Source organism: Methylobacterium sp. HJ2, assembly GCF_056431005.1.
Window position 1 is genome coordinate 836376 of the sequence record NZ_JBWJYM010000002.1, and the last position, 21208, is coordinate 857583.

Here is a 21208-nt window from a genome sequence, read left to right on the forward strand (position 1 = left end):
ACCGACATGACGTTCCACACCTGGCTCGCCTTCGTGGCGACATCCTGCGTCGTCCTCGCCCTACCGGGACCGACAGCCTTCATCGTCCTGAGATACGCCGCCGCGCGCGGCCGGGGCAGCCTCGCGCGGGTCGTCGCCGGCGCGGTGCTCGGCGACGCCCTCGCGATGAGCATCTGCAATTTCGGGCTCGGCGCGCTGCTGGCGGCCTCCTCCGGCCTCCTCACCGTCCTCAAGATCGCGGCCGCCGCCTACCTGATCGCCCTGGGGATCGCGACCTTCGCGCGTCGCCCGGCAACCGTGGCGCCCCGGCGCACGGGACGTCCCTTCCTCGGCGTGTTCCTCGTCACCGCCCTGAACCCGAAGGGCATCGCCTTCTTCTGCGCCCTGGTCCCGCAATTCATCGACGGTACCGCGCCGGTCGTTCCGCAACTCGCGCTCCTCCAGGTGACCTTCTGTGCGCTGTCTCTGGCGGGCGCGACCACATGGGCGCTGGCGGGCCTGACCCTGCGCCGCGGCGCCGAGGGCCGCGGCAACGGCCGGCTCCTTCGGCGCGGCAGCGGCCTCCTTCTGATCGGAGCCGGCGTCGCGCAGGCGACCGGACGCCTCGCATGAGCGCACGAAGGGGGGCGCGGCCACATGAGTGATCTCGACATGCCCCGAGAGGCGCGCGACGGCGACTGGGTCAGGCAGGCGATCGAAACGATCGAGGCGGATTTCAACCGGTCCGCAGACACCCACCTGCTCCAGGTTCCGCTTCCGGCCTCGCCCGGAATCAGCCTGTACCTCAAGGACGAATCGACCCACCCGACCGGCAGCCTCAAGCATCGTCTGGCCCGCTCGCTGTTCCTGTACGGTCTCTGCAGCGGACGCATCGGCGCGGGCACGACGATCGTCGAGGCCTCGAGCGGGTCCACGGCCGTGAGCGAGGCCTATTTCGCGCGCATGCTCGGCCTGCCCTTCGTGGCCGTGATGCCCCGGGCGACGTCCTCCGAGAAGGTCGCCCAGATCACCCGCTACGGCGGCAGGTGCCACTTCGTGGACACGCCGTCGGCCGTCTACGCGGAGGCCGAGGGCCTCGCGACCGCGCTGGATGGGCACTACATGGACCAGTTCACGTTCGCCGAGCGCGCAACCGATTGGCGCGGCAACAACAACATCGCCGAATCGATCTTCGCCCAGATGGCCCGCGAGGCGCATCCGACCCCGTCCTGGGTCGTGGTGGGAGCGGGCACGGGCGGAACGTCGGCGACGATCGGCCGATTCATCCGGTATCGTCGGCTCGGCACACGGCTCTGCCTCGCCGATCCGGACACCTCGGTCTTTCACCGGCATCTCGTCGACCGCCGCGTCCGCAGCGTCGAAGGAGGCTGCTCGATCATCGAGGGCATCGGTCGCGGGCGCTGCGAGCCCTCGTTCCTGCCAGAGTTGATCGACCGGGCCGAACCGGTATCGGATGCGGCCAGCCTGGCCGCTGCGCGCGTGCTCTCCGACCGGATCGGCCGCTCCTGCGGAGGCTCGACGGGCACCAATCTCTGGGCTGCAGCCCGGATCATCGCCGACATGGCCTCGGCGGGGCGGACGGGCTCCGTCGTGACGCTCCTCTGCGATTCGGGCGAGCGCTACCGGAGCACGCATCTCGACCCGGGCTGGCTCGCCGAGCGCGGCCTTGTCCTCGACCGGCATGTCGCGGCGATCCAGGCGTTCTTCGCGTCCGGCGTGTCGCCCGACCTCGACCTGCCGGGCGTGGGGCCTATCGCATGAGCAACGCGGCGGCTGAAGCGCCGCCGGATCGATCGCACATCGGCGGCGGCGTCCGCCTGACGTCCACCTGACGTCCGCCTGGGTTGCGGCGGAGGAGACCGTCGAGACCGGCGCGGCCGACCGACGCTCCACCGTCGCCCGATTCCGCCCGCGCGACGAAGCCGAAAATATCCCGCGCCTGAGCGTAGGGATTTCGAGGACCCGCGGCACAGAGCTGGAGAGAAATCGAAACGCGCGGGGACGATGATGAGCAGGGTCTGGAACCGTTCGGCAGGTGTTGCCGGTGTTCCGCTCATCGCGGTGTTGACGTTGAGCGCGGCTCCGGCCAGGGCTGATCTTGATGCGCCGGTGGATTTTAACCTCCCGGCCGGAGATCTCGCGTCGACCCTCGTCGCGATCTCGCGACAGGGCAAGGTGATGATCGCCTTCCCCCCCGAAATCGTGAGTGGGCGCGTCGCCGGTACGATCCAGGGACGCATCAGCGCCCGCGAGGCACTCCGGCGCGCTCTGGCCGGGACGGGATTGCGGCTGGCGCCGGGCGCGGGGGGCAGCGTCACAGTCGTCCGCGACGCCGGCGCGCCGACAGCCGGCGCGGCTCCTGCCGGAGATATCGCCGCGATCGACGTGACCGACGAGAGCGCCCTGTCCCGCTTCGGCGATGTCGGCTTCCAGGCCGGTGATGCGGGCGACACCGTGCGCATCGCCGGAGCGGCCGCGAAGGACGTGCCCCTCACGGTCAACACCGTCACCGCCAACGTCATCCGCTCCCAGGGGCTGACGAGCGCGGCGGAGGCCGCGCAGAACGTTTCCGGCGTCAGCCTCAACGCGTTCAGCGGCGGAACGACCTCGTTCGTCATCCGCGGCTTCCAGACAGGGGACGTCTACGTCAACGGACAGGGCGTCTCGGCTGCCGCCGCAGGACTCAAAACGGGTTTCGGTCAATTGCCGATCGACGACATCGAGCGCGTCGAGATTCTGAAGGGGCCGACCTCGATCCTGACGGGCTCGAGCTCGAACGGCGGTGCGGTCAACCTGTCCACCAAGCAGCCGACGAACACCGAGATCCGTACGGCGACCGTGCGTTACGGCTCCTTCAACTACAAGACCCTCGCGTTCGATCTGGGCGGCCCGGTTCCCGAGACGGAATACCTGACTTACCGGTTCAACCTCTCCGGCAATAACGCCACCGAGACCTATGCCGGCTATCGCGACCCGCACGAAGCCCTGATCTCGCCGGTGGTCAAATGGGACAATGGCCAGACCTCGGTCCTGGCCGGCATCCGCTACATCGATCAAAGGCGTGCACCCGACCAAATCAGCTTCATCACGAGCGATGCCGTCGGCCTGGAGAGCCCCATCCTGCGGATCCCGCGCGGCACGCCGAACGTCAATCCGCGCATCGGCTATCTCGACAAGTCCCTGACCATCTATTCCGATCAATCACATCATTTCGGCGACATTTTCGGCTTCGACACGACGCTCAACAACAAATTCCAGTATCAGGATACGTCCGACCGCCTGAATTTATTCACCTGGCTGTCGCCGCAAACCGCCAAGGCCGCGGTCGCGGCAGGGGGGCTGTACCGGGCCTCGCAGACGTTCACGCAATTCCACGCCACGCAGATCCTCAATAAAAGCGATCTGACATTGACGTACGACGCCGGATTTGCCAGGCAGACATCGAAATTCGGCCTCGATTATTTCCAGAAATCAATCAATTACGCGACAAACATCGGAAGTGCGTATCGGACGAATCCGCTGACTGGGCTTCCGATTCAAACCCTGATCGAGACGGACCCCTCCCGGCCGGGAAATTATTCTGAAGTCTTCGGCCGCGGCGTAGGCTATTACTATCTCGAAAAATTCGACACGCTCGACGACCGTCTTCATATCCTCGGCACGGTTCGCTATGACACCAACCGGTCCGTGACCGGCGCAGGGTTCCCGGGACACAGCATCCGTAACGAGCCTGGGCACCCGGAAGGCCTATCCTGGTCGGCCGGCGCAGTCTTCGATCTCACCTCCTACTTCTCGATCTACGGCAACCGGTCCAGCGGCTTCGTCCCGGTCCTGGGTGTCTTGAACACCGGCGCCGCGCCGCCCCCGGAGACGCGCGAGAACTGGGAAGCGGGCGGACGCGTCTATCTGTTCGACAAGCGGCTCACGCTCACGGGCTCATATTTCAACCTGAGTGCGACAAACTCAACGATTTGCAACCCCAAAGATCCGACCTGCACCACCTTCATTCTCGTGAACGGTCTGGACAGCACCGGGGTCGAGTTCGACGTCCAGGGCGAGATCGTTCCCGGTCTCAATCTGATTGCATCCTTCGCCTCCACGGTGGCCAAATATCGAGATCCGAACAATAATTCGCCCTCCGCGTCGATACCGCAATACACCGCCAGCATCTGGGCCACCTACACGTTCCAGACAGGCCTGTTCCAGGGCGTGACGATCGGTGGGGGCGCACGCGGAAACTCGAACAGCGGCACGAACCTGTTCACAGGCGCCGATAATTTGATCTTCAACGTGCCGGGTTACGTCGTTGCGGATGCGATGATCGGATACGACTACGAAAAATGGTCAATTCAGTTTAAAATAAACAATATCTTTGACAAGCATTACTACAATCCCAGCTTCTCGGGCGGCTATATCGGCATCGCGCAGGGGCGGAATTTCCTCCTCACGGCTCGATACACCTTCGACTGATGGGCGCCTTCGCCGAAGCGATCGCCACCGCATCGGATGCCGACGCGGGCCAAGTACGCCGGTCGTCCCCGTGGCGCGGCGCCGGATCGCGTCGGGGCGCGACCGGCTCGCGCCGGAGGCCGAGGGCGCATGCGCTCCCGCAGCTGGGATCCGCGGCGGCCGCGCGGCTCGGGATGTCCCGGCCCGCCGGCCCGCCCGGGGCCGCGCGAGGACAATGACGGCCGCCATTCCCCCCGCCGGCAAGCCCGACGACCGGATCGACGCCCGCCTGTTTCGGCGGATCGCCCGGCTGACGCTTCCCTACTGGCGCCGGCCCGAGGCTTGGCCGGCCTGGATCGGCTTCGCCGTGCTCGTGATGCAGGGCGCCGCGTTGTCCTACCTCGCGGTCGTCACCGCAAGGCTCCTGAAGGAAACCACCGACGCGATTCTCGCCAGCGATGCCGCCGCCTTCCGGTCCGCACTGACGGCCTACCTCCTGCTCTACACCGTGCAGATTCTGCTGCCGCAGGTCCGGTTCGTCCTCGACGGCTTGATCGAGGCGGATTGGTGCCGTTGGCTGACCAGGACCATCGTCGACCAGTATCTGTCCCGGCGCACCTATTACGTGATCGGCCTCCGCGAGGATCTCGACAATCCCGATCAGCGCATCGCCGAATGCGTCCGGCCCTTCGTCGAGAACACGATCCAGATCGCCCAATGGGTGGTCGGCGTCGCGGCTCGCGTCACCGCGGCCGTCGTCGTCTTCCTCGGCCTGGACGAGCGCTTCCTGATCGTGGTCCCGTGTCTGGGCGCGGCCCAGATCGCCGCGTCCTACTTCGTCGTTCCCGCGACGGTCCGGCTCCGAGTGGCGGTCCAAGTCGCGGAGGGGGACTTGCGGCGCGAACTCGTGCACGTGCGCGACCACGCGGAGGCGATCGCGTTCTACGGCGGCGAGGCGGTCGAGGCGCGCACCGTGATGGCGCGGACCCGCGAGGCCGCGCGACGGCAGTTCCGGTACGACCGCTTCTCGGCACTGCTGCTTCTGACGGTCGAGGCCTTCTTCACGCTCGCCTGGATCGCGCTGCCCTACCTCGTTCTGGCGGAATCGGTGGCGAGCGGGGCGATGAGCTACGGCACCCTCGCCCAGGCGACCTCGATCACCCTGATGATGCGTGGCGTGATCCTGACCTTGTCCCAGATCGTGGCCGGTCTCGGAGCGCTGTCGGCCCAGGTTGTCCGGCTGGCGCCTATCCAAGAGCGGTTCGCAGCCCTGGCGGCGGAGGAAGACCGGCCCGCCGCACCGCGGATCGCCCTCGCGCGGATCGGCGACCGCGTGGCCATTGAGCATCTATCCCTGCAGACGCCGGATGGCGCACGCGCGCTCGTCCGCGACCTGAGTCTGACGGTCGAAGCCGGGGAAAGCCTCGTGATCCTCGGGGAGACGGGCGTCGGCAAGAGCTCGCTCCTGCGCGCCGTGGCCGGCCTGTGGACGCGCGGGGACGGGCGGATCGCGACGCCGCCCGCCTCAGCCTGCCTCTTCCTCCCCCAGCGCCCCTACCTCACGGCGTCCAGCCTGCGCGCGCAACTGCTCTATCCGCACGGAGCCGACCTCGACGACGCGGCGCTGACGGCGATCCTCGCCGCCGTACGCCTCCCCGACCTCGCCGCTGCCCATGGCGGCCTCTCGGCGATCCGGGACTGGTCGCAGCTTTTGTCGAGGGGCGAGCAGCAGCGCATCGCGTTCGCCCGCGTCCTCGTCGCACGGCCCGCGTTCCTGTTCCTGGACGAGGCCACGAGCGCCCTCGATCCGGAGACCGAGCACCACCTCTACACGCTGCTCGCAACGACGGGGGCGAGCTTCCTCAGCGTGGGACACCGTCCAGCGATCATCGCGCACCACGGCCGGGCCCTGACCCTGAAGCCGGGGGGCGGCTGGACGCTCGAGCCGGTCGGCCGCGAGGCCGTCCGGATCCTGGCGGCGGCACGATGAAAGAGGCCGCGCACGTGGCCGGAGAGTCCGCGGATCCCGCCGTGTCCACATCCGCCCGCAGGGCGGATCTCGGGATCGACCTGCTGCTGCTCCGGCGCATCGGACGCTTCTTCGTCCCCTTCTGGACCCGAGCCGAGGCGTGGCCCTACTGGATCGGGATGACGGCGATCCTCGGGCAAATCGGCCTGGGCACCGCTCTCGGCCTGCAAACGTCCTTCGCGCTGAAGCACCTGACCAACGCCCTGACGGGCCGGGACTGGCCGCTCTTCCAGCGCGAGTTCTCGGTCTACCTGCTGCTCGTGGCCGCCGGCCTGTTGATCACCGGCCTCGGGATGATCGTCAGCGCCTGGGTCACCAGGGCTTGGCGGGTCTGGCTGACCGAGCGGATCGTGCGTCGCTACCTGTCCCGGCGCGTCTATTACGACATCGCTCGGCGCGGCGATCTCGACAATCCCGACCAGCGCATCCAGGACAGCCTCTCGATCCTCGTGAACCTGTTCTTCGGGCTGCCCGCGACGGTGCTCGGCGCAGGCGGCTCGCTCATCGCGGGTGGGGCGGTGCTCGGCGCGATCGATGGCCGGCTGGCGGTCGTCGTCGCGCTCCTCGCCCTAGGGCAGGGCGTGGCGACCTATCTGGGATACGTGCCGCTCGTGCGGCTGCGCTACGCGGCCGCGATGGCTGGCGGCAACCTCCGCTATGGGCTCGCCCATGTCCACGCCAACGCGGAGGCGATCGCCTTCCATGCCGGCGAGGGGGTCGAGCGCGCCCGGCTCCACGCCCAGGTCGGCGCCGTGGTGCGCCGCGAGCTGATCGCGACCCTGTTCCGGCGACTGGTCACCGACATGGCGCCGCTCCTGTTCGGCGTCGGGTGGCTGGCAATCCCCTACCTCATCCTGGCGCCGAAGGTCTTGGCGGGCGATGTCGATTTCGGAACCCTGGTCCAGGCCGCGGCCGTCACGGCGTCGGTCGCCGACACGGCCGCGGCCCTGCTCGGCGTCCTGGCGCCACTCTCCAGTATCGCACCCCATGCGGTCCGGCTCGCACAGATCGTGGAGCGGGCCGACGCGGTCGAGGCAGACCACGGCGCGGGCCGGGAGCGGCGGATCGTGCTCGAACGCCGCCGCGACACGTTCGCGATTGACGATCTCTGCTTGCGGATTCCGGAGGGGGAGCAGAGCCTCGTCCGCAATCTCTCGCTGTCGCTGGGGTCCGGTGAGAACCTCGTCATCGTCGGACGGAGCGGCGTCGGCAAGAGTTCGCTGCTGCGGGCGATGGCGGGCCTGTGGACGGGTGGCAGCGGCCGCATCGTGATGCCTCCGGCCGAGGATTGCCTGTTCCTTCCGCAGCAGCCCTACGTGACGCTCTCGGACCTGCGCACCCAGCTCCTCTATCCGAGGGCGTGCGACGTCCCGGACGCAGAGATTCTGGTCGCCCTCGACGCTGTCCGTCTGAGCGGCCTCGCCGCGATGCATGGCGGCCTCTCGGCCCGCAAGGACTGGGGCCGGATCCTCTCGCTCGGGGAGCAGCAGCGGCTCGCTTTTGCCCGCGTCCTCATCGCCCGGCCCCGCTTCGTTCTCCTCGACGAGGCCACCAGCGCGGTCGATGTCGCCACCGAGGCCCATCTCTACCACGTGCTCATCGGCAGCGGGGCCCGGTTCGTCAGCGTCGCCCATCGGCCCGGTGTCATCCGGCATCACGAGCGGGTGCTGACCCTCGAACCGGGCGGGCGCTGGTCGCTGTCCCCGGTCGAGCCCGCGCGATAGCGGGACGCCCGGCGCGCGCGTCCGCGCGGGCGAGGCCGCTGACGGATCGTCCCGCATACGCGACCCGACCGCCACCGCGATCCACGACCGGAGTGTCGCGGCCACGTCATGATCCATACGCGGGTGGCCTCGGCGAAGTCCAGGTTCGACCACGGGTCCGCGACACCGCCGGATCGGCACGTCCTCAGATTGCCGAAATCAATGAAACAGGCGCAAGTTGTACTTAAAGCGCCTTCGGGATTGTGGCGTCCCTGGCACGAGTGCTGCATTGAAGGATTCAATGCGATCCTGGGAGGAGATCGAGGCGAGAGACATCTGCGATCGCCGAGTCGGATCGGAAGCGGAGGCAGCGTGGCCGGCAAGGCCAGGGCGCACCGGCGGGCGTTGGGGGAGCTGGAATGGCAGGCATTGTCGCTGGACAGAATTCACGGTTGGTCGAGACGCTGTTCAGAGAACACGCGTCCTGGCTGGGAGCTTGGCTGTCCAGACAGCCTTGGACCGTCCATGCGTCGGAGGACATCGTCTCCGATGTCTTCCTGTCGCTCTTGAACCTGCCGAACATAGCAAGCGTCTGTGAACCGCGTGCGATGATGACCACGATCGCGAAGCGGATCATCTTCGATGCGCGACGCCGCAAGAAATTGCAGATCGCCTACGAAGAGGCCCTCGCAGCGGTGCCGGAGGCCGCGGACGCCTCGCCCGAAGAGCGGCTGATCATCATCCAGATGCTTCAGAAGATTGACATCGTGCTCGGCAAGCTCTCGGTCAGAGCCCGGACCGCGTTCCTCATGAGCCAGATCGATGGTATGTCCAATAAGGAGATCGCCCAGGAGCTGAACGTGTCGCTCAGCGCAGTCAGCAAGTACATGACCCAGGGCTTCTCGGCCGTATATCTCGCCCGGATGGAGGGCTGACCGGGTGGCTCAGGTCCGGTCGCAGGCGAACGTCGAGGGCCCTCAGATCGACGAGAGCGGACGAGCCGCCATCAAGTGGATGGTCGCCATCACCTCTGGCAGCATGACCGATCGCCAGGTGCGCGACTTCGACCGGTGGCGCAACGAAAGTTCCGCCAACGCACTGGCCTGGGAGCGGCTGACGGGCGGCCTCCAGCCGTTCGACGCGCTCGCGCGGATCCGCCTTCCGCGCGGGACGATCTCGCAGGTGCGGCCCCTGATCCGCCGCGATCGCAGGACGGTCGTCGCCGGGATGGCGGCCCTCACAGCGTTGGGCGCAGCCGGCTTGGTCACGGCCCAGCGCTTCGTGCCGCTGGAGGATCTGATCACCGACCACTACACGCGGACGGCCGAACATGATCGTTTCCGTCTCGGCGACGCCAGCGAGGTCGTGCTTGCCCCGCGCTCGGCCGTCAACGTGGCGAAGGGATCCGAAACGCGCGGCCTCGAACTCGTCCGCGGCAAGATGATGCTCGGTATCGCTGCGGGCGATTCACGGCCCTTCGCCGTCGATATGGGGCATGCGCGCCTGGACGCCCTGACCGGCACGTTCGTCCTGAACCGGCGTGACGACCGGATCATCGTCTCGAGCCTCAAAGGCACGGCAACGGTGACCGGGAGCACCGGTCGACGGTTCTCGATCGCGGAAAGCGAGCATCTCGTCCTGAGGGCGTCCGGCGACGTGAAGCGCGGCGCGGTCGACGTCGACGCGGCTTCGTCCTGGGCATCCGGCGTGCAGGTCGTGCGCGACGAGGCCGTCACGGACATCGTCGACGAGATCCGGCCTTATTACGCGGGCTTCATCCGACTGAGCCAGGAGGCGGGCACGCGCCGCGCGACGGGCGTCTTCGATCTCTTTCAGCCGGTTGCGGCCTTGAGTGCGTTGGCGCAATCCGTAGGTCTGGAAATGACACGGACGGCTGGGTTCTGGATCACGATCGAGGGCGCCGCTGCATGACGGAGGATCCTGGCGCCACTGTGCCGTCAGGCGTTCCATCGACCGTCACCTGCTGATTTCTCGCGGCCGTGGGTCGCGAGGCGCCGATCCCGTGGCGGCGAGCCCGGTGGCAGCATCCGACCGCCGCGAGTGACGGCGGACCGACGCCGAATGCACGGCGCCCCGACGAGGGGGCACCGCGTCGAACCGTCCTGAAAGGCCAGACCCCTCCCGCCGCTCCGTCCGCGTCGAGGACCCGCGCGATGGGAAGGGCCGACTCGACGGCCCGACGTGATCGCCGCTCTCCCCGGATCCTTGGAAGATCCCTCTTCGGCATTCCGTCGTCTGCGCCACGCCGCGAAAGCGCGCACGGCAAGATCACGACGAAAAATGTTCCGCGGCAATGTCAATTTCTGACGCTCGTCCGACAGCGGTTTCAGGAGGGGCGAAACCAGGAAGGCCGCACGCGAAAGATGACGTCCCAGTCCCAACACTTGGTTCCGCTCGTATGCCGCCGCGCTTTGTTCAGCCGGATTTACGTACGGCGCCAATCAATCGAAGCACTTTGATCCTGAGGATCTTAAAAACTGATCATGACGTGCATGTCCCTAATATAGTATTGTTGCCGATCCAATCGAAGCAACAGCTGAACTAACGCTTCCAGCCGACGGCCACCGAGATCAATCCGTCCTACATTAGCAGGAGTTTTAAATATGGCCTCTGGACCCGCCCCCTCCGTCACGTACAAAAATGCCGTCGAATTGACGAGAACGTCGGATGGAAACTTTAGCGTCGGCAATGTTCTAAACGACGTCAGCTCCCAGATATCCGACTATCAGAGTGACGGTCCGAGCGACAGTACGTCCGTTCTTGGGGATGTGCGAGGCGAACGGATGCTCGTGTCCAACTCGCTGGGCGACGATGCGTTGGATATCAAATACTGGGGAAAGAGTTCCGATGGCGGCATCATCGGAACGATCCCGGCCGCGAAGACGCTCGACGGGTCGATCTACCTTCTGTACACGAATCAAAACTATTCTGTATTCGACACCGTTCCGGCTTCCGCCTTCACGCAGGACACGGCAGTCCTCTGCTTCACTTCGGGCACGCGGATCCGGACCGCGGGCGGCGACGTCGCGGTGGAGGACCTGCAGGTCGGCGACTTGGCGGTGACGGCCTCGGGTGAGCCCCGTCCGATCCGCTGGATTGGTCATCGCACCATTGATTGCCGCCGCCACCTCGACCCGGCCGCCGTCCTGCCCGTGCGCATCCGCGCCCACGCCCTCGGCGAAAACAGGCCTGTCCGCGACCTGGTGGTCTCGCCCGGCCACGCCATCGCCCTCGACGTGGTGGGCGAGGTGCTGATCCCGGCCATCGCGCTGGTGAACGGGGCTACCATCGTGCAGGAGGCGGTCGACAGCGTCACCTACTGGCACGTCGAACTCGACGGCCACGACATCCTCCTCGCCGAGGGCCAGCCCGCCGAGAGTTACCTCGACATGGGCCACCGCGACTTCTTCGCGGAGGAGGCGGTGGTCGATCTCGCTGCCGCGCCCGATGCCGATGCGAGCCTGCGCACGCATGCCGATTTCTGCCGGCCGTACCACGCGGACGGGGTTGTGGTGGAGGCCGTGCGCGCCCAGCTGCGCCGCCGCGCCGAGACGCTGGGCTGGCGGATCGTCACGCCCGAGACCTGGGCCGAGGTGCACCTGGAGGTCGACGGGCAGATCGTCCGGCCCAAGGCGCGGGACCTCTCCGCCTGCTTCCTGCTGCCGGCCGAGGCGCAGGACATCCATCTGGTGTCGCCGACCAGCGTGCCGTGGGAGGTCGGGGAGAGCGCGGATCGGCGCGCGCTCGGCCTCTGCGTGACGGGCCTCCGGCTCGACGACGGCCTGAGCGGGGCGCGGTGCGTGGAGCTTGACGATCCGCGGCTGGGGGCGGGGTTCCACGCGTCGTACCAGGACCATCGCTGGACGGCGGGTCGGGCGCGCCTGCCGTCGGCCCTGCTGGCCGGGCTGGCGGGACCGGTGTTCCTGCGCCTTGATCTGGCCGCGCACGCCCTGCCGCGCTGGGCCGCGCCCGAGCGTGCGCACGAGCGCTCCGATCCGGCCGATCTCACCGCACCGGACGCCCGCGCCGCCTGAGCGCCGCGGCACCGTCTGGACCGTGACATCAGTCGCTCTTCGGCAGGAATGATCGGCGCTCCGCGACATCGATGACCCGGACGGAGCGCGGCTTCGACCACATCCGCCATGCCTGCCTTCAGCACGTAGATGCGCATGATCCGGATGATCCGAACCACCATCCGGTGCCAGGGCGGCGATGCCGGCGGATACAGTTCAGGGGCAGCAGGCCGGCGGACGCGGCCGCCTTCTCGGCGACCCAGGATACCACGGTCAAGCGCCAGCATTCTGTCAGGCACGACGCGTTGCGCCGTCACCGGCTTCTGGTCGCCGAGCCTCGCAGCCATCTGCCAAGCCTGGACGAAACAGCCAGAACGCATCAGGGTCGATCCCTCGCACCATATGCCGCGACCCAACATCGAACATGCGACCGCTGAGAACCTGAGGACACGCCCCGAGATCATCCCGCTCCAGCAGCCAAGCCAGGCTTGATCGGCAGCCTCCGGTCCGGGGCCAAACGCCCCTCCAGCCTGCCGCCGAGTTTTTCGGATAGAAATCGTTCCTCACCAGTCCGGAGACCATGCGCGTGACCGCGGATCGGCCGAACGACATAACGCCGCGACGGGTTTTCGTCCTTGGCGGCACCGGCACGATCGGTCGCGCGACCGTGCGCGCCCTGGTGGCGCGCGGCCACGATGTCGTCTGTCTCGTCAGACGCGGGGCCGATCCCGGGGATGCATCGGGCGCGAGCGAGCGTGATGGCCGGCTCTCCGGCGCGACCGTGCGGTTCGGAGACGTCACCGACCCGGCCTCGCTCGCCCACGACGGCTTTCGCGGCGAATCGTTCGACGTCCTGGTCTCGTGCCTCGCCTCGCGCACCGGAGCGCCCGACGATGCCTGGGCGATCGACTATCGGGCGCATGTGAGCGCCTTGCAGGCCAGCCAGGCCGCCGGGGTGACGCAGGTGATCCTGCTCTCGGCGATCTGCGTTCAGAAACCCGTCCTCGCCTTCCACCATGCCAAGCTCGCGTTCGAGCAGGTCTTGGTCGCGTCGGGCCTCGATTACACGATCGTGCGGCCGACGGCCTTCTTCAAGTCGCTGTCGGGGCAGATCGATCGCTTGAAGCGCGGGCGGCCGTTCCTCGTATTCGGCAACGGTCTGCTGACCGCCTGCAAGCCGATCAGCGACGACGACCTGGGCAGCTTCCTCGCCGCCTGCATCGACGATGACGACCGACGCAACCGCATTCTTCCAATCGGCGGACCGGGCAATGCGGTGACACCGAAGGCGCAGGGCGAGCGGCTGTTCGCCCTGCTGGGGCGCGAGCCGCGATTCACACATGTCCCTGTGGTGATGCTCGACGTGATCATCGCCGTTCTGGCAATCCTCGGACGGCTCATACCGGCGCTGGCTGCCAAGGCCGAGCTTGCCCGCATCGGGCGGTACTACGCCACCGAGTCCATGCTCGTCCTGGATCAGGCGACCGGGCAATACGATGCGCACGCCACGCCGTCGACGGGTTCGGAAACCCTGTTCGAGCATTATGCCCGCCTGGTTCGCGGCGAGGCGTCCGCCGAGCGCGGGGATCATGCCGTGTTCTGAGGCGACGCCGGGCGGCGCCGCGCTCGCTGGCCGAAGACGCACCGCGTGCTTGCCAAGGGCGCGCGGCGCACGCATGCAGCGGGGCCTCTCCCACCGCGAGCCTATACCCGGATGCTCACGCCGCCGAACGTCCAGACCCGCGATGGATTGCCCCCCGCCCAGCGCGGGCGAGCCCTGGCGGCGGTGCTGACCGGCGTGGCGCTCGCCACGCTGGATACGGCCATCGCCAACACGGCGCTGCCGACCATCGCCGCCGACCTCGGCGTCGATCCAGGCGGGTCCGTCTGGATCGTCAATGCCTACCAACTCGCCGTGGTGGCGACGCTCCTGCCGATCGCGGCCCTGGGCGAGATCGTCGGGCAACAGAGGATCTACATCGCGGGTCTCGTCCTGTTCACCGGCGCCTCGCTCATCTGCGCCCTGGCGTGGTCCCTGCCGACGCTCGTCGCCGCGCGGGTGCTGCAGGGCCTCGGCGCGAGCGCACTCATGGCCGTCAACATCGCGCTCATCCGCTTCATCTACCCGGCCCGCCTGCTCGGACGGGGCGTCGGGATCAATGCCTTCGTGGTCGGCGTCGGTTTCGCCGTCGGCCCGACGGTCGCTTCCCTGATCCTCATCGCCGCGCCCTGGCCGTGGCTCTTCGCCGTCAACGTGCCGATCGGTCTCGCGGCCCTCGGCCTCGCCTGGACCGCGCTGCCCGATACCGGACGCTCCGGAAACCGGTTCGATACGCTGGGCGCGCTGCTCAATGCCGCCGCCTTCTCGCTCCTCGTGCTCGGGCTGGGCGAGGCTGCGCATGAGGGACCGCTCTGGCGCATCCTCGGCGAGGTTGCCGGGGCGATCGGATGCGGCACGCTGCTGCTCTGGCGCCAAGCGCGGCATCCTGCTCCCATGCTCGCAGCCGATCTGCTGAAGCGTCCACTGTTCGCCCTCTCGGCCGCGACCTCCGTGTGTTCCTTTGCGGCGCAGGGGCTGGCCTTCGTCTCCCTGCCGTTCCTGTTCCAGCACGCGCTGGGACGCTCGCAGGTCGAGACCGGCTTTCTCATGACGCCCTGGCCCGTCGTGGTCGCGCTGCTGGCGCCCGTGGCCGGCCGCCTCTCCGACCGCTACCCGCCGGGCCTGCTCGGCGGGATCGGTTTGGCCGCCCTGGCGCTCGGGATGGGCCTGCTCGCGGCGCTGCCGGCAGACCCGAGCGTCGCGGCGATCGCGTGGCGGATGGCGCTCTGCGGGGCCGGCTTCGGCTTCTTCCAGGCTCCGAACCTGCGCGCGATCATGACGAGCGCCCCGTCGGCGCGATCGGGCGGGGCGAGCGGCATCGTCGCGACGGCACGGCTGCTTGGGCAGACAACCGGTGCGGCCCTCGTGGCAGCCTGCTTCGCGGTCTCCGATACACACGGAGCGGCGCTGGCCCTCGGGCTCGGCGGAGCCTTCGCAGGGGTCGCCAGTGCGGTGAGCTTCCTGCGCCTTGCCGTGAGGTCCGACTTCGCTGCCGGCCCGACGGAACGCCCGCACTGACCGACGCGACGGCCGGCGGTCCATCCGTCGGCAGGTAGGGCCTGGGCCGACCCGTGTCTGCGATGTCGCGTCCCAGTGATGGCCGATGAGGCAAGGCCTCCCGGCGCGTAAATCCCCCCTGAATGGGATGGCCGTTCAGCACCGACGTCCCGACCGATGACGGCGAGCGCCGCGATCCCTGGATCCGCGGTCGCCCGCGCATTGCCGTCTGCGACGTCGAATTCCACGGGATGATCCATCCCGCGGTAGCGCCGACGGCACGGGCTGTAGTCATGGAGGGCGAAGCCATTGACGGCCAGCCGATGTCGTAATAGATGACGAACATAATTTTAAAATCGGTACGGCGATCCGGAGGTCGGGCGATGATGGTCAGAGCGTTGATCGTGCTCTCCGGGTTAGTGCTCTCGGCCTGCTCGCCGGCCGAGACGGCCGTGGTCCCGGATGCGCCGCTCGTCCAAACCGTGGAGGTTCTGCCGGCGATGCCCGCCGTCGCCCGCTTCACGGGGGTGGTCCGTGCCCGCACCGAGAGCAACCTTGGCTTCCGGGTCGGCGGCAAGATCTTCGAGCGCCTCGTCGATCCGGGTGACCATGTGCGCCTCGGCCAGCCGCTGATGCGTCTCGACCGAACCGACTTCAGCTTGGCGCTCAACGCGGCCCGTGCATCCGTCGAGGCGGCCCGGGCGCAGATGATCAAGGCCAGGGCGGATGAGGAGCGCAGCCGCAAGCTCGTCGGTGATGGCTGGACCTCGAAGCAGACCTACGACCAGAACAAGGCGGCCGCCGACGCAGCCATCGCCCAGTTCGCCAATGCCGAGGCGCAGGCGAGCCAGATTGCCAACCAGGTGGGTTATTCCGAGCTCCTGGCCGATGCCGACGGCGTCGTGATGGAGGTCCCGAGCGAGCCCGGCCAAGTCGTCGCAGCCGGCCAGACCGTGGTGAGGCTCGCCCGCGACGGAGCCCGCGAGGCAGAGGTGTTCCTGCCCGAAGGAAGCCGGCGCGTGGCGACGGGGGCGGCGTCGGCCACCCTCTACGCTGAGGGTGAGGCCACCTATCCGGCCAAGCTCAGGGAGTTGTCGGCCACCGCCGACCCGGCCACCCGGACCTATCGCGCCCGCTATATCCTGTCCGGCGGCGGCGAGGCTGCGCCGCTCGGGGCGACCGTGACCCTTCGGCTCCGGTCCGCCGAGAACACGGCGGCCGTCGTCTCGGTGCCGCTCGGAGCGCTGTTCGACCGGGGCGGTGGCTCGGCGGTCTGGCGCTACGAGGCCGAGACGCAGACCGTCGCCGCGCAACCGGTCGGCGTCGCGCGTCTCTCCGAGGAGAGCGCGCAGATCGTCACGGGCCTTCACTCCGGAGACCGGATCGTCGCGCTCGGCGCCCACCTGCTCAAGGCCGGTCAGAAGGTCCGTCAGGCCGTCGCTCCCGTGACCGTGACGGGGGTCGCCCCATGAGCGCCTCCGGCTTCAATCTCTCGGCCCTGGCGGTCCGTGAACGCGCCGTCACGCTCTTCCTCCTGATCGCGGTGACCGCGGCGGGCGTCTTCGCCTTCCAGAAGCTCGGGCGAGCGGAGGATCCGACCTTCACCGTGAAGACGATGGCCGTCTCGGCCGCTTGGCCCGGGGCGACCGCCGACGCAATGCAGCGCCAGGTCGCCGACCCGCTGGAGAAGCGGCTGCAGGAACTCGTCCATTACGACCGGGTCGAGACCACGGTACGACCCGGCCTGATGCTGATGAAGGTCTTCTTCCGGGACAACATGCCCCCCGCCAAGCTGCAGTCCGAGTTCTATCAGGCACGCAAGAAGCTTTCCGATCAGGCCTCCAGCCTGCCCCGCGGCGTGATGGGGCCGCTGTTCAACGACGAATTCTCGGACATCTACTTCGCCCTCTACGCACTCCAATCGCAGGGCCTGCCGCACCGGACCCTCGTGCTGCGCGCCGAGGATCTGCGCCAGCGCCTGCTGCGGGTGGCGGGTGTGGAGAAGATCAATATCCTCGGTGAGCAGGCCCAGAAGATCTTCGTCGAGATCTCCTATCAGCGCCTCGCGACGCTCGGCATCACCGGCCAGCAGCTCCTGGGCTCCCTCGCCAACCAGAACGACGTGACGCCGGCCGGCTTCGTGGAGGCCGACGGCCCGCGCGTGTACCTCAGGCTCGACGGAGCCATCGACGGCCTCGATGCGATCCGAACCCTGCCGGTGGCGGCCGGCGACCGAAGCCTCAAACTCGGCGACATTGCCGAGGTGAAGCGCGGCTACGAGGATCCGAAGGTCTTCGCGATCCGCAACGACGGCGAACCGGCCTTGATGCTGGGCGTGGTGATGAAGCCCGGTTTCAACGGGCTCGGTCTCGGCGAGGCCCTCAATGCCGAGGAAGTCGCGATCCATCACGACCTGCCCATCGGCATCACCTTCACCAAGATCACCGATCAGGCGAAGGTCATCGACGAGGCCATCCACGAGTTCATGGTCAAGTTCTTCACCGCCCTCTCGGTGGTGATCTTCGTCAGCCTCGTCGCACTCGGCTTCCGGGTCGGCATCGTGGTGGCTTTGGCGGTGCCCCTCACGCTGTCGGCCGTGTTCGTGGTGATGATGGTCACCGGCCGCGATTTCGATCGCATCACGCTTGGCGCGCTGATCATCTCGCTCGGCCTTCTCGTGGACGACGCGATCATCGCCATCGAGATGATGGTTGTGCGCATGGAGGAAGGCGCCGACCGCATCGAGGCCGCGACCCACGCCTGGAGGGCCACCGCCGCGCCGATGCTGACGGGGACGATCGTCACCATCGCGGGCTTCCTGCCCGTGGGCTTCGCCGCTTCGACCGCGGGCGAGTATGCGGGCAACATCTTCTGGGTGGTGGCCTTCTCGCTGATCGTCTCTTGGGTCGTGGCCGTGACCTTCACGCCCTATCTCGGCGTCAAGCTCCTTCCCACCATCGAGACGGTCGACGGTGGCCACGAGGCGATCTACGCCACGAAGACCTACGAGCGTCTCCGCCGCGTCGTACGCCTGTCGGTCGATCACAAGTGGGTGGCGGCCGGGATAACCCTGGCGCTGTTCGCCGCAGCCGTCGTCGGCATGAGCCAAGTCGAGAAGCAGTTCTTCCCGAACTCTGAGCGGGCCGAACTCATCGTGGAGGTCACGCTGCCGACCGGCTCCGCGTTCGCCACCACCGAGGCGACCGTGAAGAGGGTCGAGGCGGCGGTCCGCGACTTGCCGGAAGCGCGCGCGATCACGAGCTACATCGGCCAGGGCATGCCGCGCTTCGTGCTCTCCTTCGATCCGGAATTGCCGGATCCCGCCTTCGCGCAGATCGTCGTCCAGACCGCGGACACGAATGCCCGTGACGCGCTCCGGCTCAAGGTGCGCCGCCTTGTCGACGAGGGGCGCTTTCCCGAGGCGCGGGTGCGCGTGCTGCAGATCGTGTTCGGGCCGCCGGTGCGCTTCCCCGTCGCCTTCCGGGTGGTCGGGCCCGATCTTGACGTCATCCGCGGCATCGCCGCCGAGGTCCGCGACGTCATGATGGCCAATCCCAACATGCGCCTCGTCCACCTCGACTGGGGCGACAAGACGCCGACCCTGCACCTCGCCCTCGACCAGGAACGCCTGCGCCTGATCGGCCTGACGCCGAAGGAGACCGGCCAGCAATTGCAGAGCTACCTCAATGGGACGCCAGCGACGCAGGTGCGCGAGAACCTACGCTCCGTGGACGTCCTCCTGCGCAGTCCCGGACCCGAGCGGCGATCGCTCGGTGACATCGGCGACCTGACGCTCGCCACGAAGGACGGACGCCAAGTGCCGCTCTCCCAAGTGGCGCACTTGGAGAGCCGCAACGAGGATGCGGTGCTCAAGCGCTACAACCGCGAGACCTACATCCGCGTCCAGGGCGACGTGGTCGACGGCCGCCAGCCGCCCGACATCCACGCGCAGATCGTTCCCGAACTGGCCGCGATCAAGGCGAAGCTGCCGCCGGGCTACCGCATCGACACGGCCGGATCGGTCGAGGAGAGCGAGAAGGCGATGAAGGCGCTGGTGATGATCTTCCCGCTGATGCTGATCGTGACGCTGACGGTCATCATGCTGCAGGTCCGCTCGTTCACGACCATGTTCATGGTCTTCGCGACCGCGCCGCTCGGCCTCGTCGGCGCCGCGCCGACCCTGCTCCTCTTCCACCAGCCGTTCGGCTTCAACGCGATCCTCGGCCTGATCGCGCTGTCGGGCATCCTGATGCGCAATACGCTGATCTTGGTGGATCAGATCCACCACGACCGCGCGGCGGGGCTGTCGGACTACGAAGCCATCGTGGAATCCACCGTGCGGCGGGCCCGTCCCGTCATTCTGACCGCCGCCGCCGCGATGCTCGCTTTCATTCCCCTGACACACTCGGTGTTCTGGGGAGCGCTGGCCTACGTGCTGATCGGCGGCGTCGGCGTGGGGACGCTGTTGACCCTGCTGTTCCTCCCGGCGCTCTACGCCCTGTGGTTCCGCGTGGCGCGCCGGCCTCGGCTGGGTGAGCAGGCTCTGGTTCCGCGTGAGGCCTGAGCGCGATCTCGGGGGCGACCCCGCCGGCAGGCGCCGACGCACTCGGATCCGCTTGTTCAGAAATGACCTATGACATTTGTATAAGCTCGATGATGCAAGGATTCAGCGATGCCGAGAGGCGCCCGGGAACAGGCTAGGCTCAACCGACAGCACGTTGTCGCGGTGGCGGCCCCATTGTCTGCCACGCCCTGACGGGCGCTCGAGTGGGCCGTCGAAGTCCGCTTGGGGAGAGCTCAAGGCCGAACCGTCTTCCTATGCGGGCAGGACGACGACCTTCGTCTTGACCGGCGTGCGCGTGTAGAGATGAATCATGTCCTGGCTCAGTAAGCCGACACAGCCGCTCGTGATGCCCGTGCCGATCGTTTCCGGGTCGCTGCTGGCGTAGATCGTATAGAGCGTATAGGCGCCATTCTGGTAGAGATGCAGGGTACGGGCGCCGAGCGGATTGTCGAGGCCGCCCGGCATGCCGCGGGCGTATTTGGCGGCCTCCGGCTGACGCCGGATCATCTCCTTGGGTGGTGTCCAGGTCGCCCATTCGGATTTGCGACCGACGTAAGCGTCACCGTTCCATAAAAACCCGTCTCGACCGACATTGGCGCCGTAACGGGTCGCCGCCCCTTCGCCCTCGATACGGTAGACGTAGAAATTCTTGGGATCCACGACGATCGTGCCCGGCGCTTCTTTGGATTCGTACTGAACCGTCCGACGATAATACTTCGGATCGACCTTGCTGACATCGACCGCCGGAATAGGGAATTTTTCGTCCGGCAACGGTCCATATATCTTCGCCGCTTCAGCAAAGATCAGGTCGGTGGATGTCGCACACCCGGCGAGCCCCAACGCTCCGAGACCGGCAGCCGATCCCAAGAGGAACGACCGACGGTTGAGAAGTTCCTTCCGATGCACCGGCACAATGCCCGGATGGAGCCCGTCGGCATCGGCATGTCCGCAGTCCCTGATCATAATCTTGGCCGTCCCCTGTCCTGCATTCCGATGAGAGACATCCGCAGCGTCTGTGGCTAAGCTAAGGCTGCCGGTCGCTGCCGCGGCTGGCAAGCCCATCGTTTCGCCGCGTGACGCCTGCCCCGAAGCGGAGCGCTTGGCGTCCCCACGATCATGCGGTTCCAGGCGCCCTGTCGACTCCAGTCAGAATGGTTGAGGATATGGCTGACCTTGCGATCTGCTCTGCGCTGGGGAGATCAGGAGTTCCAGCCTAGAGGCTGTTATGGACCTGCGGCTGCGCCAGTTTCGGAAGGATGCAGTCACGTCACGCCTATCCGTCTGATGTCAGCGAAGAAGAGTGGGCGCTGGTCGCCCCCTACCTGACCCTGC

13 protein-coding genes are annotated in these 21208 nt (G+C 67.5%); 12 read left to right on the forward strand and 1 reads right to left on the reverse strand.

From position 1 onward, the window contains the following. Positions 1 to 6 precede the first annotated feature (6 nt). From ACS5RC_RS08570 to ACS5RC_RS08625, 12 genes are all read left to right on the forward strand, one after another. On the forward strand, positions 7 to 612 hold the full coding sequence (locus tag ACS5RC_RS08570; RefSeq protein WP_478343394.1) for a LysE family translocator: 606 nt from the start codon (positions 7 to 9) through the stop codon (positions 610 to 612). Between the two features lie 24 nt (positions 613 to 636). Further along, positions 637 to 1761 (forward strand): PLP-dependent cysteine synthase family protein, encoded by a 1125-nt coding sequence (locus ACS5RC_RS08575; protein ID WP_478343395.1) that lies wholly within the window; start codon positions 637 to 639, stop codon positions 1759 to 1761. Between the two features lie 243 nt (positions 1762 to 2004). Next, positions 2005 to 4470 (forward strand): TonB-dependent siderophore receptor, encoded by a 2466-nt coding sequence (locus tag ACS5RC_RS08580; protein WP_478343396.1) that lies wholly within the window; start codon positions 2005 to 2007, stop codon positions 4468 to 4470. Between the two features lie 214 nt (positions 4471 to 4684). After that, positions 4685 to 6439 (forward strand): ABC transporter ATP-binding protein/permease, encoded by a 1755-nt coding sequence (locus ACS5RC_RS08585; RefSeq protein WP_478343397.1) that lies wholly within the window; start codon positions 4685 to 4687, stop codon positions 6437 to 6439. Positions 6440 to 6480: 41 nt separating this feature from the next. Beyond that, entirely contained in the window at positions 6481 to 8202 is a 1722-nt protein-coding gene (locus ACS5RC_RS08590) for an ABC transporter ATP-binding protein/permease (RefSeq protein ID WP_478343398.1), read from the forward strand. A gap of 398 nt (positions 8203 to 8600) precedes the next feature. Then, on the forward strand, positions 8601 to 9116 hold the full coding sequence (locus ACS5RC_RS08595; RefSeq protein WP_478343399.1) for a sigma-70 family RNA polymerase sigma factor: 516 nt from the start codon (positions 8601 to 8603) through the stop codon (positions 9114 to 9116). 4 nt (positions 9117 to 9120) lie between these two features. Next, entirely contained in the window at positions 9121 to 10113 is a 993-nt protein-coding gene (locus ACS5RC_RS08600; RefSeq protein WP_478343400.1) for a FecR domain-containing protein, read from the forward strand. An 872-nt stretch (positions 10114 to 10985) separates the two neighbouring features. Beyond that, entirely contained in the window at positions 10986 to 12236 is a 1251-nt protein-coding gene (locus ACS5RC_RS08605; protein WP_478343401.1) for a Hint domain-containing protein, read from the forward strand. Positions 12237 to 12795: 559 nt separating this feature from the next. After that, complete coding sequence (locus ACS5RC_RS08610; protein ID WP_478343402.1) at positions 12796 to 13818, forward strand: NAD(P)H-binding protein; 1023 nt, start codon at positions 12796 to 12798, stop codon at positions 13816 to 13818. 111 nt (positions 13819 to 13929) lie between these two features. Further along, the gene (locus ACS5RC_RS08615; RefSeq protein WP_478343403.1) at positions 13930 to 15333 is read left to right on the forward strand and encodes an MFS transporter; all 1404 of its coding nucleotides are present in this window, start codon (positions 13930 to 13932) and stop codon (positions 15331 to 15333) included. 362 nt (positions 15334 to 15695) lie between these two features. Further along, positions 15696 to 16784, forward strand: a complete 1089-nt coding sequence (locus ACS5RC_RS08620; protein ID WP_478343404.1) for an efflux RND transporter periplasmic adaptor subunit — start codon at positions 15696 to 15698, stop codon at positions 16782 to 16784. Further along, positions 16781 to 19876 (forward strand): efflux RND transporter permease subunit, encoded by a 3096-nt coding sequence (locus tag ACS5RC_RS08625; protein ID WP_478343405.1) that lies wholly within the window; start codon positions 16781 to 16783, stop codon positions 19874 to 19876. The genes ACS5RC_RS08620 and ACS5RC_RS08625 overlap by 4 nt, the downstream gene beginning before the upstream one ends. A 252-nt stretch (positions 19877 to 20128) precedes the next feature. Here the strand turns inward: ACS5RC_RS08625 and ACS5RC_RS08630 are convergent, their stop codons facing one another. Further along, positions 20129 to 20839: a L,D-transpeptidase gene (locus tag ACS5RC_RS08630; RefSeq protein ID WP_478343406.1), complete on the reverse strand. Its 711-nt coding sequence runs from the start codon at positions 20837 to 20839 to the stop codon at positions 20129 to 20131. Positions 20840 to 21208 lie beyond the last annotated feature (369 nt).